This is a genomic window from Polaromonas sp. (assembly GCF_041689105.1).
Lineage (GTDB): Bacteria > Pseudomonadota > Gammaproteobacteria > Burkholderiales > Burkholderiaceae_C > Polaromonas.
Genome location: NZ_JBDNGU010000169.1, coordinates 25962 through 40985, shown reverse-complemented (window position 1 = coordinate 40985; position 15024 = coordinate 25962). Strand labels below are relative to the sequence as shown.

General features: G+C 61.9%; 15 protein-coding genes and 1 pseudogene. 4 read left to right on the top strand and 12 right to left on the bottom strand.

Translation table 11 applies throughout. The features are described 5' to 3' along the window. Positions 1–25: 25 nt before the first annotated feature. From hyfB to ACESMT_RS17390, 4 genes and pseudogenes are all read right to left on the bottom strand, one after another. On the bottom strand, positions 26–2050 hold the full coding sequence (gene hyfB / locus ACESMT_RS17405; protein ID WP_372827858.1) for a hydrogenase 4 subunit B: 2025 nt from the start codon (positions 2048–2050) through the stop codon (positions 26–28). Between the two features lie 130 nt (positions 2051–2180). Next, positions 2181–2330 (bottom strand): annotated as a pseudogene (locus ACESMT_RS17400) (CopG family transcriptional regulator); the annotation flags it as partial. 89 nt (positions 2331–2419) lie between these two features. After that, complete coding sequence (locus tag ACESMT_RS17395; RefSeq protein ID WP_372827857.1) at positions 2420–3178, bottom strand: transferase; 759 nt, start codon at positions 3176–3178, stop codon at positions 2420–2422. 11 nt (positions 3179–3189) lie between these two features. Next, positions 3190–5502: an NADP-dependent malic enzyme gene (locus ACESMT_RS17390; protein ID WP_372827856.1), complete on the bottom strand. Its 2313-nt coding sequence runs from the start codon at positions 5500–5502 to the stop codon at positions 3190–3192. A 65-nt stretch (positions 5503–5567) separates the two neighbouring features. Between ACESMT_RS17390 and ACESMT_RS17385 the strand changes: the two genes are divergently transcribed. Continuing rightward, the gene (locus tag ACESMT_RS17385) at positions 5568–5789 is read left to right on the top strand and encodes a hypothetical protein (protein ID WP_372827855.1); all 222 of its coding nucleotides are present in this window, start codon (positions 5568–5570) and stop codon (positions 5787–5789) included. A 116-nt stretch (positions 5790–5905) separates the two neighbouring features. On the opposite strand, the gene ACESMT_RS17380 is transcribed toward ACESMT_RS17385, so the two are convergent. Together ACESMT_RS17380 and ACESMT_RS17375 are read right to left on the bottom strand one after the other, a co-directional pair. Continuing rightward, complete coding sequence (locus ACESMT_RS17380; RefSeq protein ID WP_372827854.1) at positions 5906–6784, bottom strand: hypothetical protein; 879 nt, start codon at positions 6782–6784, stop codon at positions 5906–5908. A 10-nt stretch (positions 6785–6794) separates the two neighbouring features. Next, positions 6795–7337, bottom strand: a complete 543-nt coding sequence (locus ACESMT_RS17375) for a hypothetical protein (RefSeq protein ID WP_372827853.1) — start codon at positions 7335–7337, stop codon at positions 6795–6797. Between the two features lie 255 nt (positions 7338–7592). On the opposite strand from ACESMT_RS17375, the gene fabZ reads away from it, so the two are divergent. From fabZ to ACESMT_RS17360, 3 genes are read left to right on the top strand one after another with little or no spacing between them, the layout of a single operon-like run. Then, the gene (gene fabZ, locus ACESMT_RS17370; protein ID WP_372827880.1) at positions 7593–8042 is read left to right on the top strand and encodes a 3-hydroxyacyl-ACP dehydratase FabZ; all 450 of its coding nucleotides are present in this window, start codon (positions 7593–7595) and stop codon (positions 8040–8042) included. Further along, positions 8039–8371, top strand: a complete 333-nt coding sequence (locus ACESMT_RS17365; RefSeq protein ID WP_372827852.1) for a DUF167 domain-containing protein — start codon at positions 8039–8041, stop codon at positions 8369–8371. The genes fabZ and ACESMT_RS17365 overlap by 4 nt, the downstream gene beginning before the upstream one ends. Positions 8372–8408: 37 nt before the next feature. Then, positions 8409–9671: a putative Na+/H+ antiporter gene (locus ACESMT_RS17360; RefSeq protein ID WP_372827851.1), complete on the top strand. Its 1263-nt coding sequence runs from the start codon at positions 8409–8411 to the stop codon at positions 9669–9671. A 37-nt stretch (positions 9672–9708) separates the two neighbouring features. On the opposite strand, the gene ACESMT_RS17355 is transcribed toward ACESMT_RS17360, so the two are convergent. The 6 genes from ACESMT_RS17355 to ACESMT_RS17330 all read right to left on the bottom strand — a co-directional run bounded on the left by ACESMT_RS17355 (position 9709) and on the right by ACESMT_RS17330 (position 15024). Next, positions 9709–10740, bottom strand: a complete 1032-nt coding sequence (locus ACESMT_RS17355) for an isocitrate/isopropylmalate dehydrogenase family protein (protein WP_372827850.1) — start codon at positions 10738–10740, stop codon at positions 9709–9711. A 54-nt stretch (positions 10741–10794) separates the two neighbouring features. Next, positions 10795–12033 carry a beta-ketoacyl-ACP synthase II gene (fabF, locus tag ACESMT_RS17350; RefSeq protein WP_372827849.1) on the bottom strand — a complete coding sequence of 413 codons (1239 nt, stop codon included), beginning with the start codon at positions 12031–12033 and terminating at the stop codon, positions 10795–10797. Positions 12034–12089: 56 nt separating this feature from the next. Continuing rightward, a complete protein-coding gene (locus ACESMT_RS17345) occupies positions 12090–12587 on the bottom strand; it encodes a 3-oxoacyl-[acyl-carrier-protein] synthase III C-terminal domain-containing protein (protein ID WP_372827848.1) in 498 nt (165 codons plus the stop codon). Then, positions 12584–13663 (bottom strand): uroporphyrinogen decarboxylase, encoded by a 1080-nt coding sequence (hemE, locus tag ACESMT_RS17340; protein ID WP_372827847.1) that lies wholly within the window; start codon positions 13661–13663, stop codon positions 12584–12586. The genes ACESMT_RS17345 and hemE overlap by 4 nt, the downstream gene beginning before the upstream one ends. Positions 13664–13719: 56 nt before the next feature. Then, positions 13720–14208 (bottom strand): cytochrome C, encoded by a 489-nt coding sequence (locus ACESMT_RS17335; protein WP_372827846.1) that lies wholly within the window; start codon positions 14206–14208, stop codon positions 13720–13722. A 66-nt stretch (positions 14209–14274) separates the two neighbouring features. Next, positions 14275–15024: a 4Fe-4S dicluster domain-containing protein gene (locus ACESMT_RS17330; RefSeq protein WP_372827845.1), complete on the bottom strand. Its 750-nt coding sequence runs from the start codon at positions 15022–15024 to the stop codon at positions 14275–14277.

Below are 15024 nucleotides of genomic sequence, written 5' to 3'. Positions count from 1 at the left end.
TGCCTGGGACGGCCCGGCGCGGCGCTCATCGCATCACCACCAGCAGAGTGGCGACCAGCGTGACGAAGCTGTACATCAGATACACCGAGATGCGGCCCTGCTGCATCATGCTGGCCAGCCGGGCCAGATATGCCGAAAGTTCCATGATCGGCACGTAGACCCAGCGCCAGAAATGGTCCTCGACCACAACCCGATAGCGGGGCCGCTCGTCGAAGGGCGTGGGAAGTTCTCGCCGCATGACGAAAAACGGCTCGAAGATTTGCCGGATCGGTTGCCCGAATCCTTCGGCGGTATCCTGCATGCGGGCGGTGACCCAGGGGAAGCCACATGCCCAGGGCAAGCTGCGGCGCATCCGTCCGTGGTAAAGCAGCCGCACCAATAGGAAGGCCAGCGCAAAGCCGCCCAGGATGCCAAGCAGCAAGATGATCGGGCCGTAGCTTGCCTGCGCCACGCTGTTGGGCGCCAACAGCCAGCCGCTGCTCGCCACCTTCGGTCCCAGACCCGTACCGACCAGTTGCCGCGTCACCGGATCGATAAGCTGGATGAATAGCGTAGGCAGCAGGCCCAGAAGCACGCAGCCAATGGCCAGCCACACCATGCCAGCGCGTTCCCAATGACCCGCGTCATGCGCGTCGGCGAGCTTGGCTTCACGTGGCTGGCCAAGGAAGATGACACCAAAGAACTTGACCATGGTGTAACCGGCGAGCGCCGCGACGAGTGCGATCAATGCGGCCACCACGGGGATCAACATCGTCAGTAGTGGCAACGGCAGGCTGGGTGCGAACAGGAAGCTTTGCAGCAGCAGCCACTCGGAAACGAAGCCGCCCAGTGGCGGCAATCCGGCGCTGGCCAGCACACCAAGCAACGTCAACCAACCGACCCATGGCATGGCGCGGATCAGGCCGCCCAGTTTGCCCAGGTTGCGCTCGGATGTGGCGTGCAGCACGCTGCCCGTGCTCAGGAATAGCAGGCTCTTGAAGCAGGCGTGGCTGGCCACGTGATACAGCGTCGCGGTCAAGGCCAGAGCGGCCATCGGCAGCATGTTGAAGGATGAAAATATCAGCGTCAGGCCCACGCCGACGAATAGCAGGCCCATGTTTTCGATCGAGGAGTAGGCCAACAGCCGCTTCATGTCGGTCTGGATTGACGCGAACACGACGCCGAACAAGGCCGTGGCCATGCCAACTGCCAGCAGCAACCCGCCCCACCACCACAACCGCAGGTGCAGCAGGTCGTAAGAGATGCGCAACAACCCGTAGATGGCGGTGTTGAGCATCACCCCACTCATCAGCGCCGACACCGGCGAGGGCGCCGCCGGGTGCGCCTCGGGCAGCCAGACGTGCAGTGGAAGCACGCCGGCCTTGGCCCCGAAACCGAACACCGCGAGGAGGAATCCGGTGGAGGCCCAGAAAGTGCTGAGCTCCTGCGCGCGCATGTTGGCGAAGGTGTACAGCCCGGTGTTAGCCTGCAGCACACCGAAACAAAGCAAGATGGCGATGGCACCGATACGCGCCATTGTGATGTACAGGTAACCGGCGCTGCGCACTTCCGGCACGCGGTGATTGGTCGTGACCAGGAAGAACGACGACAGCGCCATCGTCTCCCACATCACCATGAAGGCGTAGGCGTCGTCGGCCAGGATGACACCCACCATGCTGGTCAGAAAGACGTGATACTCCAGGCACATCAGGCCGGGTGGCGTGCCCTCGCTCTTGCGGAAGTAACCGGCCGCAAAGGCCGAGATGCCGGCCGAGGCACCGCCGAGCACCATCAGGAAATAGGCCGACAAGCTGTCGAGTCGGAAGTGAAACGGCAGGTCCGGCAGGCCAATCGGCAGAACCGCCACTTCGGGCGTCCCCAGGATCGCGCCCAGTGCAATGCCAAAGAGTGCCAGACCCAGCAGGCCGCCGATCGGGAAGAGCACGTGGGCTACCAATGCCAGCCGGCGCAATGCGATGACGCCGACCACGCCGAGCACCAGCCAGAGCGCCATGACCACCAGCACCCAGTCCAGGTGCAACCATTGCGAGATGGGTGGCAAATAGTCCATGCCTTCAGGCCCGTTTGCGCTTCGGTGGTCTCGGCTTGAGGCGGGACGAGCGATCGGACCCCGCGCCTGGCATAGGAGGCGGGGTCATTTCCACAACGTCGGATAGCGCCTCCGGCACACCGCTGCCCACGTAATGCACGTCATGCTGGGCCAGGTAGTCCCGGGTCAGCTGCCGCACGATCTGCGACGGAGTCCGGTCCTGGCGCGCACACAGCCGCTCAAATGCCGCCTTTTTGTTAGGGTCAATGAGTAGCGTGAGGCGTGCCGTCTTGCGTTCCATGGTGTGGGCCTATGGTAATGCAATGATAACTCTTGGCGCATTCAGTGGGAATCCCTTCCGAGGGTCGCGCTATGTCTGAGTCGTTAGTTCTACCACCACCACTGATGCCGCCGCGCCGTAGCGATGCGCGAAAAAGCCGCCAGCAAATGGTCAGCCGCATTTGCATCCAGCCCCTTTGGCCGCCGGATCAACCCACCGCCCTTCTTGCGTAGCCGTTCGCCCTTGCAAGCAAAGACAATGCTGTTGCTCAATTCGTCGTCGTCCACAACCAGAAGCCTGCCTTGAAACGCTTGCTGGATGCGGTTCAGGTGCGCCTGATAGTGTGGGTGGCCATAGTGCAGGTTGGCCACCGTGACTCCGTCGGCGACCAAGGCCGCGTAACAATCGTCGTAGAACCGCTGCGAGGTCAACTCTCCAGGCAATCCATGTACATCGTATCCATCGACCAGCAGCACGTCATAGGCCGCATGTCGATTGCGGATGAACGAGGCTCCGTTGGCACATACCACTTGAAACCGATCATCATCGTCTGGAATGTGAAACTCTTCGCGCACGGCGATCACGTGCGGGTTGATTTCCACCACTTGGATCTGCGCATGTGGCAAGTAGCGATGGCAGAACTTGGCCAACGAACCGCCACCCAGTCCGACCATTCCAATACTGCGCGGTTCGGGAAGAAGCATCAGGAATCCCATCATCGTGCGCGTGTATTCCAGATCGAGCGCCAGCGGATCATCGAGTCGCATGCTGCTCTGTGTCTCGCCGGTGGAGAACAACAGGACCCTGGAGCTGATGCTTTCGTAGACAAGCGGCATGGTGCAAATGGCCAATTGGCGGTTATCGGGCATGGCAGCAGCTATCAGCTCGCGTTAATTTCGGCGACCGTCAACGCGGTCAGGTTGACAATTCGGCGCACAGTGGCAGAAGCCGTGAGGATGTGCACGGGCTTTGCCGCTCCCAACAGAATGGGGCCAATCGCAATGCCGCCTCCAGCGGCGGCCTTGAGCAGGTTGTACGCAATATTTGCGGCATCGATATTGGGCAGTACCAGCAGATTCGCCTCGCCTGTCAACGTGCTGGACGGCATCAATGACATGCGATAGTCAGCATCAAGGGCCGCATCGCCATGCATCTCCCCGTCCACCTCCAGCCAAGGGACCCGCCGCCGTACAGCGCTGAGCGCTTCACGCATCTTTTTCGCGGACGGTTGCTGGCTCGAACCGTAGCTTGAATGCGACAACAAAGCCGCCTTGGGGGTCAGTCCGATCCGTCGCATTTCCTGCGCGGCCAGTTCGGTGATCTCGGCCAGTTGTTCGGCACTGGGGTCGTAGTTGATGTGGGTGTCAACCAGGAAAACTTGCCGGTTTGGCAACATCAATCCGTTCATGCAGGCGTAGACACCTGCGCCAGGCTGGCGACCAATCACCTGGTCGATATAGTGAAGGTGCAATGCTGTCGTCCCCCACGTTCCACACAACATGCCATCCACCTCGCCTTTTCTGAGCAGCATGGCGCCGATCAGAGTCAGGCGCCGGCGCATTTCAATCTTTGCGATCTGCTCGGTGACGCCTTCGCGCGCCATCAATTGGAAATAGGTTCGCCAAAAGTCGCCGTATCGTTCGTCGTGCTCGGTATTCACGACGTCATAGTCACGACCCAATTCAAGGTGCAGGCCAAATCGCTCAATGCGTTGTTGAATGACGGCGGGCCGTCCAATCAGTGTCGGACGCGCCAGACCTTCATCCACAGCAATCTGGGCCGCCCGCAATACGCGCTCGTCTTCGCCTTCGGCAAACGCCACGCGCTTGCGCGTGGCGAGTCTGGCCAGACTGAAAATCGGCTTCATCGTCGTACCGGAGGCATAGACAAAGGTTTGCAGTTTGTCGCGGTAGGCGGCGAGATCGGCAATCGGGCGCGTTGCAACGCCCGACTCAGCCGCCGCCTGCGCCACTGCTGGCGCAATGCGCATCATCAATCGTTGATCGAATGGGCTCGGTATCAGATGCTCGGGACCGAAGCACGAGGCCGTGGCGCCATACGACTGCGAAAGCATATCGGTCTGTTCCGCCATAGCCAACTCGCGCAGGGCATGGACGGCGGCTACCTCCATCTCGGGCGTGATGGTGCTGGCGCCACAGTCCAGCGCGCCACGAAATATATACGGGAAACACAGGACGTTGTTGACCTGGTTCGGGTAGTCGCTGCGCCCGGTCGCGATCACCGCATCGTCGCGCACCGACTTGATCAGTTCAGGACTGATTTCAGGCGTCGGATTGGCGAGCGCAAAAATCAGCGGCCCGGCCGCCATTGTCGCCACCATTTCCGGCTTGAGCACACCACCGGCCGACAAGCCCAGAAAAATATCCGCATCAGTCACGACTTGCGCCAGTGTCCGCAGTTCGGTCTTTTGTGCAAAATGGACCTTCTCTTCGTCCATCAATTCCAGGCGGCCGTCATAAACGACGCCGGCCAAGTCGGTGACCCAGATGTTGCAACGCGGGAAGCCGAGTGTCACGAGCAGATTGAGACATGCCAGAGCCGCCGCGCCTGCCCCGGATGCCACCAGCTTCACTTTGGCAAGTTCCTTGCCAACCACCAGCAGGCCATTGAGGATAGCGGCAGCAACCACGATTGCAGTGCCATGTTGATCGTCATGAAATACTGGAATCTTCATCCGATTGCGCAGTCCGCGCTCCACCGTGAAGCAATCAGGTGCCTTGATGTCTTCCAGGTTGATCCCGCCAAACGTCGGCTCCAGAGCCGCGATGATCTCTATCAGCTTGAGTGGATCGGACTCGGATATTTCGATATCGAAGACGTCGATCCCTGCGAATTTCTTGAAAAGCACGGCCTTGCCTTCCATGACGGGCTTGGCGGCCAGTGGGCCGATATTGCCGAGCCCCAGTACGGCGGTACCGTTGGTGATGACCGCTACCAGATTGCCACGGGAGGTATAGCGAATGGCGTTGGCTGGATCCGCCACAATCTCCTCGCAGGCCGCCGCAACACCCGGGGAATAGGCCAATGCGAGGTCGCGCTGGTTGGTCAACTGCTTGGATGCCGCTACGGCGATCTTTCCAGGCGTAGGGTGTTCGTGGTAGTCCAGGGCCGCCTTGCGCAACGACTGCACCGCGAGTTCCTGGATCTGATCGTAAGATAAGGTGTTGGTCATGGTCGGTTCCGTGGTGGATTGCATTGATGTGAGAGCGCCCGCAGCGCGGCCCGGATCACCGACGCATGAAGGCTCGTGATGACCACGTGAGGGGTCAGGAAAATTGGGCTGCTCGCGGTGACTTGTGGCAGGACTACCATTTCCTGATGCCTGCCGCCGAGCGCTTTGACATACCGGTAGTGCGCGCGACAACCCTCGACAACTGCCTGACTCGGCGGGGTCTGGGATACGAGCGTCAGGCGCACACGGCAGATGGCGCCGAGGTGTACAACACCAACCTCGACTGATGCATCGCGCCGTCCTGGATCCGAAATATCGAAACGCTCGATTCCCAGTTCTGGGTCTGAGCTCGCCAAATATTTGACGATGGCAATCAGTTTCGGCTGTGGCGCTTTGGGGCCCATCATGGCAAGCTCAGCGCGACGAGGGCACGGGCCAGCACACCAAAATCCAGGTCAACGATGGCCACGTGCTGCGCAGGATACAACGGCTCGGCAAGAGACAGGTGCGGCAATACAAGCAGCAAGCGGTCACCTGGAATGCCATTTTCGCGAAGAAATTCGTTCGCCCATTGCGCCAGGGTCGTGGTGCTCGCGCGGTTGGCATTGGAATGTACAAGCAGTCGCACACGGTAGGCGCCGGCAACGTCGAGCTGGCCGATTTCGACTGTGCCGTCGTGCACAGGCTGCAGACAGGTGCCCTGCAACGCTCCGTGCTGCCGCACCAATTTCGCTACCGACGCCAACACTGCGACGTGGATTGCGTCAATCGACACTTCGTCCCAGTCAGGGGCGGGGCACAACAGTGCCGCCAGGTCCGCGCCCCGGCGACTCCCCGCATATGGGAAACAACGCAGGCCCCACTCTGGCTCACGCTCGCAAGCAGATCGGACTTGTTCCGGGTCAGTGGCCGCGTAGCACATGGAGTCAAACCAGCCAAGCGCAGCGCGGAAACGCGACCAGTCATATTGAGCTGCCGGGAAGCGCAACATGAATGGCAGTGGATTGAAGATGCCTTCCAGGCGTCTTTGCAAGGGTGTTGCCCAATGCAAATGGGTATCGTCGCTCCAGACCGCGCCTATGGCGCTTGGCTGATCGCTCCCTGATGGCTGGTACCAGATCAAATGCTTTAACCGCGACACGGAAGAACCGGGCAATTGCGATCCATGCGACAGCCAGGAACGCTCTGATGGTGTCGCTAGACGAGGAATTGCGCTGTTCGAGTAGATACCCTGGGTCGACGCGTCGAAATCTTGCTCGTAGCTCGCAAACATCAATGCCACAATGATCCCCTCAATGACCTAGGTAGTTCAGGTCGGCCCGGCGATTCGCGATCCCGGCATATTCGTCGCGCGCCGTGCCCGATGAATTCTCATGGCCGAAGCTGATGCCCGCCATCTCGGATTGCGGTACGCCCAACAACAACGGCGACTTACTGCCGGCCTCAGCACGTTTCTGGCCTGGTATCAATGCGTACAGCCTCCCACCCCGCTGGTCTGCCCTGAGGACCGTCGCCAAGCGCTCAGCCCTGAGGCAGGTCGCGCGGGCGACCACCATGGGAAGCTGGCAGTCCTGAATCAAAACGCTGTCGGAGTTGTGGAATCTGCGTTTGGTCAGCCTTGAGTTCGCCTTGTCCATGGGTTGGGCCGCGACCGTCTCGACCATCGACTGCGCCCGCAGAACCGGTGCCACCGCCTTGTCAGCAGACGCATGGATAGTGATCAACGGCGCGACAGCCGCCGAAGGAACTAACGCCGGGGCACTTGGTGGCTTGGTCGAACTGCAGCTGGCCACTTTGGTGAGCAGCTTCGCAAATCGAAGGCGATTTCTGGACATGAAGGCAATCTCCAATCAATAACTGAACAGCCACTGGCGACTCAAAAACGCGCGAACCAGGAATTCAGGCGTATACTTTGAGACTAATGTAATGCAATTTCAATTAATTTAATATGTGTGTGTAATTAACATATCTACCACTTACCGCCAGCGACCTGCTTCAGCGCGAACCCGCTGTGTCGACCCTAGCGATCGCTGCCTATCAGTGCCAGATCGACCTCGCAGTGTCTCGGTCGACAAGAAAATTTTGTGAAACTGGACATCCACGAAATCCTGAATCGGTTGCCGCACCGCCACCCATTTGTGATGGTGGACCGCGTCACTAAGCTTGAGGTGGGCCGGCGCATTGAGGCACTGAAGAACGTGACGATCAGCGAGGGTTTCTTCCAGGGCCACTTCCCATCCCGTCCGGTGATGCCCGGCGTGCTCCTGCTCGAAGCCTTGGCGCAGGCGGCGGCGCTGCTGGCCTGCGAGACGCTACGTGAAATCCCAGGCGACAAGACGATGTACTACTTCGGGGGCATTGACGCGGCGCGTTTCAAGCGGCCAGTCGAGCCCGGGGACCAGTTGGTGATGGACGTGCGGCTCACGCGCCGCAAAGGCCCGGTCATGAAGTTCAAGGCGCACGGCCTGGTGGGTGGACAGCTTGCAGTCGAGGCGGTGTTGCTGTGCACGCGCGTGATCCTGAGCGAGGCTGCCCTATGAGGTCGGGCTCGTTTTACAAGTGGGAAGGTGACGTCCTGGTATTAAACATCCTGGGCACGCCGGGCGCCTCCAAGAACGCCATCGGCAAACCCAAGGGTCACCAACTGAAGGTCTGCGTCACTGCGGCGCCGCGCCTGGGCAAGGCGACCGACCACATGGTGCGTTTCCTGGCGGCCGAGTTTGGTGTGTCGCCGTCGGCCATCGAGGTAGTGTTCGGGCGCAAGAACGTCAACAAGCAGCTGCGCATTAAGGGGCCGTCCAAGTTGCCAGGGTGCATCGATCCGCACGCGCCGGTTTCGCGGGACGCCACTTTGTCGCTCTGGCGATAGACAGGGCGCTACGCCGTCAAGGCGTGTCCCGAAACCCATGCCCGAAACAACCATCGACATCGTCGCCGCCGTCCTGTTTGCGGTGGCGCTCATTCATACCTTTTCCGCCAAGCAGTTCGAACGACTGGCCCACCGTTTCCCGCAGCATGCCGGGCTGTTCCACCTCGTCGGCGAGGTGGAGGTGGTCTTCGGCTTCTGGGCCATTGTGCTGGTGTTGTCGATGGCGTTCCTCGTTGGCGGCGGCGAGGCGCTCGCCTATGCGGAATCACGCAACTACACCGAACCCCTCTTCGTGTTCGTCGTGATGGTGATCGCAGGCTCCCGGCCGATCCTGCAGACCGTGCTGCGCACGGTGGCCGCCGTGGCCCGGGTGCTGCCCTTGCCGACCCCCCTGGCCAGTGCCTGGCTCGGGCTGGCCGTCGTGCCTTTGCTGGGCTCGCTGATCACGGAGCCAGCTGCGATGACAATCGCGGCATTGATGCTCGCACCACAGGTCTTCCGGTCAGACGTGCCGGAGTACGTCAAGTACCTGGCGCTCGGCGTGCTCTTTGTCAACGTCTCCATCGGTTCCACGCTCACTTCCTATGCCGCGCCACCGGTGCTGATGGTAGCGACAGCATGGCATTGGGACACCATGCACATGCTGTCCTATTTTGGTTGGAAGGCTGCGCTGGCGGTGATCGTCAACGCCACGTTGGCCGCGTTCGTGCTGCGACCGCACCTGGCGCGCCTAAGGGGCTCGACCACCGCGCCGGTGCTGCAGCAACGCGTGCCCCTGGCTCTCGTGATCGTGCATCTGGCGTTGCTGGCAGCCGTGGTCGTGATGGCCCACCATCCGGTCGCCTTCCTGGCCTTGTTCCTGCTGTTTCTGGGTTTTGCCCAAGCCTATGAACGCCAACAGGACGCCTTGCTCATCAAGGAGGCGCTGCTGGTCGCGTTCTTCCTCGCGGGCCTGGTCGTACTCGGGGGCATGCAGCGCTGGTGGCTCCAACCGATTGTTTCCGGCCTGGAGCCGCTGGCGCTGTTCTTCGTTGCGCTCGGATTGACCGCCGTTACCGACAACGCCGGGCTGACCTACCTGGGGTCATTGATCTCTGGTATGCCCGATATGTCCAAGTACATGCTGGTTGCCGGCGCCGTGGCGGGCGGTGGCTTGACGGTAATCGCCAATGCACCAAACCCGGCCGGCGTGGCGCTGCTCAGGCGTGGTTTCGCAGATGAATCGGTGGGGGCCGGCGGCCTCTTGTTGGGCACCCTCGTGCCGACAGCGATCGCGACGTCCGCGTTGCTGCTGCTTTGAGGCCAAGGCGCTGCCGCGTCACACGGACTTTTCCCATTCATCCATTGGCAATGCGGCTCACCAGCGCCTGCGTGAAGGTTCCGGTTGTCGCTGTGCCGCCCAGGTCACCGGTGCGAACCTTGTCGATGTTGAGCGTCGCATCGATGGCCTGACGCAGCCGCGTAGCCATCTCGGTGAGCCGGCAGTGGTCCAGCATCATCGCGGCAGCCAGCAGCAGCGCCGTGGGGTTGGCCAGGCCCTTACCAGCGATGTCGGGGGCCGACCCGTGCACGGCCTCGAAGATGGCCGCGTCGGCACCAATGTTCGCGCCCGGTGCCATGCCCAGGCCGCCCACCAGCCCGGCCACCAGGTCCGACAGGATGTCGCCGAAAAGGTTGGTGGTGACAAGCATGTCGAACTGCCAGGGGTTGAGCACCAGTTTCATCGCGCAGGCGTCGATGATCACCGTGTCCAGTTCGAACCGGCCCTTGTACTTGCGCTCGTAGAGGTCGAGTCCGGTCTCCAGGAAGATGCCGGTCAGCGCCTTCATGATGTTGGCCTTGTGTACGATCGTCACTTTCTTGCGGCCCGTGGTCACCGCGTGTTCGAACGCGAATTCCAGCAGCCGGCGGCTGCCTGCGCGGGTGTTGATGCCTGTGGCCATCGCGACCGCGTGCGGGTCGTCGTCGATCTGCACGAAGTGCTCGTGGCCGATGTACAGGCCCTCCAGGTTCTCGCGCACCACGACCAGGTCGATCTTGTCGAAGCGCCCACCCGGGATGATGGTTCGCGCCGGTCGCAGGTTCGCGTAGAGCTGGAACTCTTCGCGCAGCCGCACGTTCGACGAACGGTAGCCGCCGCCAGAGGGGGTTTCCAGCGGACCCTTCAAGGCCAGCCGCGTGCGGCGGATGCTCTCCAGTGTGGCCTTCGGCAACGGGTCGCCGGCTGCGGTGACACCGGCCAGGCCAGCGATCTGGCGGTCCCACGCAAACGGGGCGCCCAGCGCGTCCAAGGCGGCGAGCGTCGCATCGACGATCTCGGGGCCGATGCCGTCGCCGGGGATCAAGGTGGCAGGGATGGTTGAGGACATGGCAGCCTTTCGGGGTGGACGGGGAAGTGTGGATCGAAACCGAAGCCGCGCAGCTCAAATGCGCCGGAAAACGACGGTCGCGTTGGTGCCACCGAAGCCGAAGGAATTGGACATCGCCACGTCGATCCTCATGTCCCGCGCTACATTGGCGCAGTAGTCGAGGTCACAGGCCTCATCCTGCTTGAAGATGTTGATTGTCGGCGGTGAGATCTGCTGATGAATAGCCAGGACTGAAAAGACGGCTTCGATGCCGCCTGCCGCACCCAGCAGGTGGCCCGTCATCGACTTGGTGGAATTGACCACCAAGTTCTTCGCATGCTCACCGAACGCGCGCTTGATGGCCACGGTCTCGGCTTGGTCGCCCAGCGGCGTCGAGGTGCCATGCGCGTTGAGGTACTGCACTTCATCGGCATTGACGCGGGCGTTGCGCAGCGCGTTGGCCACGCACAGGGCTGCGCCTTCGCCGTCCTCGCGCGGGGCAGTCATGTGATGCGCATCGGCACTCATGCCGAAACCGGCCAGTTCGGCATAGATCCGCGCGCCACGCGCCTTCGCGTGTTCGAACTCCTCGAGAACGACCACCCCTGCACCTTCGCCCAGCACGAAGCCGTCGCGGTCCTGGTCCCATGGGCGACTGGCGGTCTGCGGGTCATCGTTGCGCGTAGAGAGTGCACGGGCGGCGCAAAAGCCGCCCATTCCCAGCGGGGACACACTGCTCTCGGCACCCCCCGCAACCATGATGTCGGCATCGCCGTATTCGATGAAACGGCCGGCATCACCAATGCTGTGGGTGCCCGTCGAGCAGGCGCTGACCAAGGCGACGTTGGGGCCCTTGAATCCATACAGGATGGACAGGTTGCCAGAGATCATGTTGATGATGGAGCCCGGGACAAAGAAAGGCGAGATCTTGCGCGGACCACCGGCCAGATAGTCGTCGTGTGTGGCTTCGATGTACGGCAGTCCACCGATGCCCGACCCGATGGACACGCCGATGCGTTGTGCTTCGGCGGGATGGGCTTCGAGCCCCGCATCCTTGATCGCCTGGATCGCTGCGGCCATGCCATAGTGGATGAAGGTGTCCATGCGCCGGGCCTCCTTTGCCGGCAGATAGGCGGAAACATCGAAGTCCTTCACCTCGCCGGCAAAACGCACCGGCAGATTGGACGCGTCGAAGCGCGAGATGTGGTCGATACCAGAGCGCCCGACGACGATGTTGTCCCAGGCTTGCTGGATGTTGTTGCCAACAGGCGATACGATTCCCAATCCAGTGATAACAACGCGGCGACGGGTCAATTTGCTCTCCTTGTGGGGCTGACGTGTCCGCAGGGCGGGGACACAGGGTGGGTATTCTAGAACTGCAGCAGGACGGCATCCCAGGTGAAGCCACCGCCAATACCTTCCAGCAGGAGCTTGTGCCCGCGCTGTACACGGCCATCCAGAACGGCAGCGCCCAGCGCCAGGGGAATCGAGGCGGCCGAACTATTGCCGTGCCGTTCAACGGTTGCGATGGTCTTGGCCATCGCCCCTCGGTCGCCCAGCTTGGCTTGCAAAAGGCATGCGGTGCTGGGAAATATGGCATCGGGGGTTGAGGTGGCCACAATGATCAGGTCGATGTCAGAAGCGGCTTTGCCGGCCGATGCCAGCGCCCTGCGGCAGGCCTCGAAGGCCAGATCACTTGATGTGACTCCGGCTTGCGCGAAGTGTCGGGTCTTAATGCCGGTGCAGCAGATCACCCAGTCGTCGTTGGTGTCCACACCGCGCGCTACCAGGTCGGCGTTGCTGACGGGGGATCCAGGCAGATAGCTGCCGACGCCTGCGATGCGTGCAAACATGGGCTGAACGCTCATGGGTTGGGCTGGTTGCGGCGGATACGGCTGATGGCACGCCGGCTGCCGGCCCAGCCGCAGACCGTGTCCACCAGGGCGTGCATGTTCTCCAGGCTTGCCTGCGGCGTGATGCCATGGCCCAGGTTGACAATGTGGCCCCTGGCGCCGCGCATGTGAACGAGCAGTCGCGTGGCCTCGCGCGCAACGATTTGCGGCGTGGTTTGCATGATCACCGGATCCAGATTGCCTTGCAGTGCCACTTTGGGCGGCAGCGCCCGGCGCGCACGGGCCAGTTCGCAGGTCCAGTCGATGCTCAGCACCTTGATGCCGCTGGCCGCCTGTTCGGCCATGTGCACCGCCGTTCCCTTGGCGTACAGAATGACCGGGAATTCCTGCGGGAGCGCGGCGACGATGCGGCGTATCCACTTCAGCGAGGCCTCTTCGTAGTCAGCCCCGGCGATGATCCCTCCCCAGGAATCGAAGATCTGGATCGCATCGGCGCCGGCGGCAATCTGCATCCTGAAGTACACGATCAGCGCCTCGGTCAGCTTCTCCAGTAGAGCTTCAAAGGTGGCACGGTCTGAATAGAAAAGCAACTTGATCTTTTCAAAGTCCTTGGAACTGCCGCCCTCGACCATGTAGGTCGCCAGGGTCCAGGGCGAGCCGCCAAAACCCAGCAATGCCTTGGAGCCATCGAGTTCCTTCTTCACCAGCGCAAGCGCCTCGGCCACATAGCTCAGCCGGTCCGGGATGCTGTCGGAGCCGGCCAGCGCATCGACCTGCGCGCGCGTCTCGATGCGATGGTCCATCGCGATGCCCCCGCCGTCACGAAACGCGTAGGGCTGCCCCAGCGCCTCCGGAATCACGAGGATGTCGGAGAACAGGATCGCGGCGTCGATGCCCGGAAAGCGCCGGATTGGCTGCAGCGTCACCTCGGCCGCCAGAGCCGGCGTCCTGACCATCTCCAGGAAGGACGAGCGCGCCTTCAGTTCGCGGTATTCGGGTAGATAGCGGCCGGCTTGCCGCATCACCCAGATCGGCGGGCGGTCGAGCACCTCGCAGGCCACTGCAGCAAGAAATCGTTCGCGGGAATTCATGGGGGTCCTAGCTGTCGGGGAAAGAGAACGGGGACGCATTCAATCGCCGATTGCGGTCAGTACGCCAGCTTGATCTTGTCCAATTGCTCCTTTGCGACTGCCGGCACATCGCCCCGCTTGGACCAGCGGTTGAGATTCCACGCGCCCTCACCAACCCAGGCCTTGATGATCTTGAGATTGGCGGCGCGCTCCTGCTCGCTGGCACCGAGGCGTTCATACATGTTGCCTGGCTTGCCACCCGCGTAGGGGCTGCGTCCATCGTCCAGGCGGCGCATCAAAGCACCGGTGTCAGGCCAGGCGACGAAGGCGATGAAACGTTCGTACGTGTCCATTCGCGGGCCCTGGGACTTGGCCGTGTAGCCCTTCTCGTCAAGCAGGAAATCAGAGCGCTCCGGCGATTGGGCGCCGTGGCAAGCGATGCAGTGAGCTTTCCACATTGGCGCGATCTGGTTGCGATAGGTGACATCCTGTGCCATCGAGTTGCCAGCGGCAATGGCCAGTATGGATGCTGCCAGTGCGACTCGTGTGATCAAGGTAACTTTCATCTTCGTCTCCTTCAGAGATTTTGGCAAAAAGGCCTCTTGCCGGGGCTTTGATCAAGGGAATCGAACCTAACTGGAGATCCCTAGCAGGTCCAGCACGCCGCGTACGAAAGTCAGCGGGTGTGGCGGACAGCCGGGCACATAAAGTGTTGGCGCAAAGCGATTCAGAAAGGCGCGATCAACAGCGCTCGAGCCTTCAAAGGGGCTGCCGGAGATCGCGCAGGCGCCGACGGCGATGACGAGCTTGGGTTCCGGCATGGCATCCCAGCACAGTTGCAGGGCCTGGGCCATGTTGCGGGTGATCGCACCGGTCAGCACCAGACCGTCGGCATGGCGCGGCGAGGCCACGATGTCGATGCCGTATCGGCCGATGTCGAAGTTGACATTGGTGAGCGCATTGACCTCCAGCTCGCAGCCATTGCAGCCACCGGCCGAGACCGAGCGCAGCTTGAGCGAGCGGCCGAAGCGCTGGCGCAGGGCCTGGTTCACCTTGATCGGATCGAGCTCGGGTCGTGGCTGGCTGACTGTCAGCGCCTGTCGATCTGTGGCGGCCATGCGCACGTCGTTGCTGAAAGAAATCAGCGCGCTCGGGCAGACCGGCTCGCAGTCGCCACACAACACGCAGCGGCCCAGATCGATGGCCACTGGATTCAAGGTGATCGCAGCTGTGGGACAAGAGGCGACACACGCGTCGCAGCCGCTGGCACAGTCGGCGGCGGCGATCAGCGGCCTGCCGCGGAAACCGGCCGGGCTCGCCTGACGCGGATCGGGGATGAACTGCGAGCCTTGTGAGACCCTGACGGCAATTGACTTGAGCAT

Bases quoted from the DNA above. Each gene is read 5' to 3' on its own strand.
- hyfB (WP_372827858.1), bottom strand. From the start codon at position 2,050: ATGGACTATTTGCCACCCATCTCGCAATGGTTGCACCTGGACTGGGTG.
- ACESMT_RS17395 (WP_372827857.1), bottom strand. From the start codon at position 3,178: ATGCCCGATAACCGCCAATTGGCCATTTGCACCATGCCGCTTGTCTAC.
- ACESMT_RS17390 (WP_372827856.1), bottom strand. From the start codon at position 5,502: ATGACCAACACCTTATCTTACGATCAGATCCAGGAACTCGCGGTGCAG.
- ACESMT_RS17385 (WP_372827855.1), top strand. From the start codon at position 5,568: ATGAAGGCTCGTGATGACCACGTGAGGGGTCAGGAAAATTGGGCTGCT.
- ACESMT_RS17375 (WP_372827853.1), bottom strand. From the start codon at position 7,337: ATGTCCAGAAATCGCCTTCGATTTGCGAAGCTGCTCACCAAAGTGGCC.
- ACESMT_RS17365 (WP_372827852.1), top strand. From the start codon at position 8,039: ATGAGGTCGGGCTCGTTTTACAAGTGGGAAGGTGACGTCCTGGTATTA.
- ACESMT_RS17360 (WP_372827851.1), top strand. From the start codon at position 8,409: ATGCCCGAAACAACCATCGACATCGTCGCCGCCGTCCTGTTTGCGGTG.
- ACESMT_RS17355 (WP_372827850.1), bottom strand. From the start codon at position 10,740: ATGTCCTCAACCATCCCTGCCACCTTGATCCCCGGCGACGGCATCGGC.
- ACESMT_RS17345 (WP_372827848.1), bottom strand. From the start codon at position 12,587: ATGAGCGTTCAGCCCATGTTTGCACGCATCGCAGGCGTCGGCAGCTAT.
- hemE (WP_372827847.1), bottom strand. From the start codon at position 13,663: ATGAATTCCCGCGAACGATTTCTTGCTGCAGTGGCCTGCGAGGTGCTC.
- ACESMT_RS17335 (WP_372827846.1), bottom strand. From the start codon at position 14,208: ATGAAAGTTACCTTGATCACACGAGTCGCACTGGCAGCATCCATACTG.
- ACESMT_RS17330 (WP_372827845.1), bottom strand. From the start codon at position 15,024: ATGCTCAAGTCAATTGCCGTCAGGGTCTCACAAGGCTCGCAGTTCATC.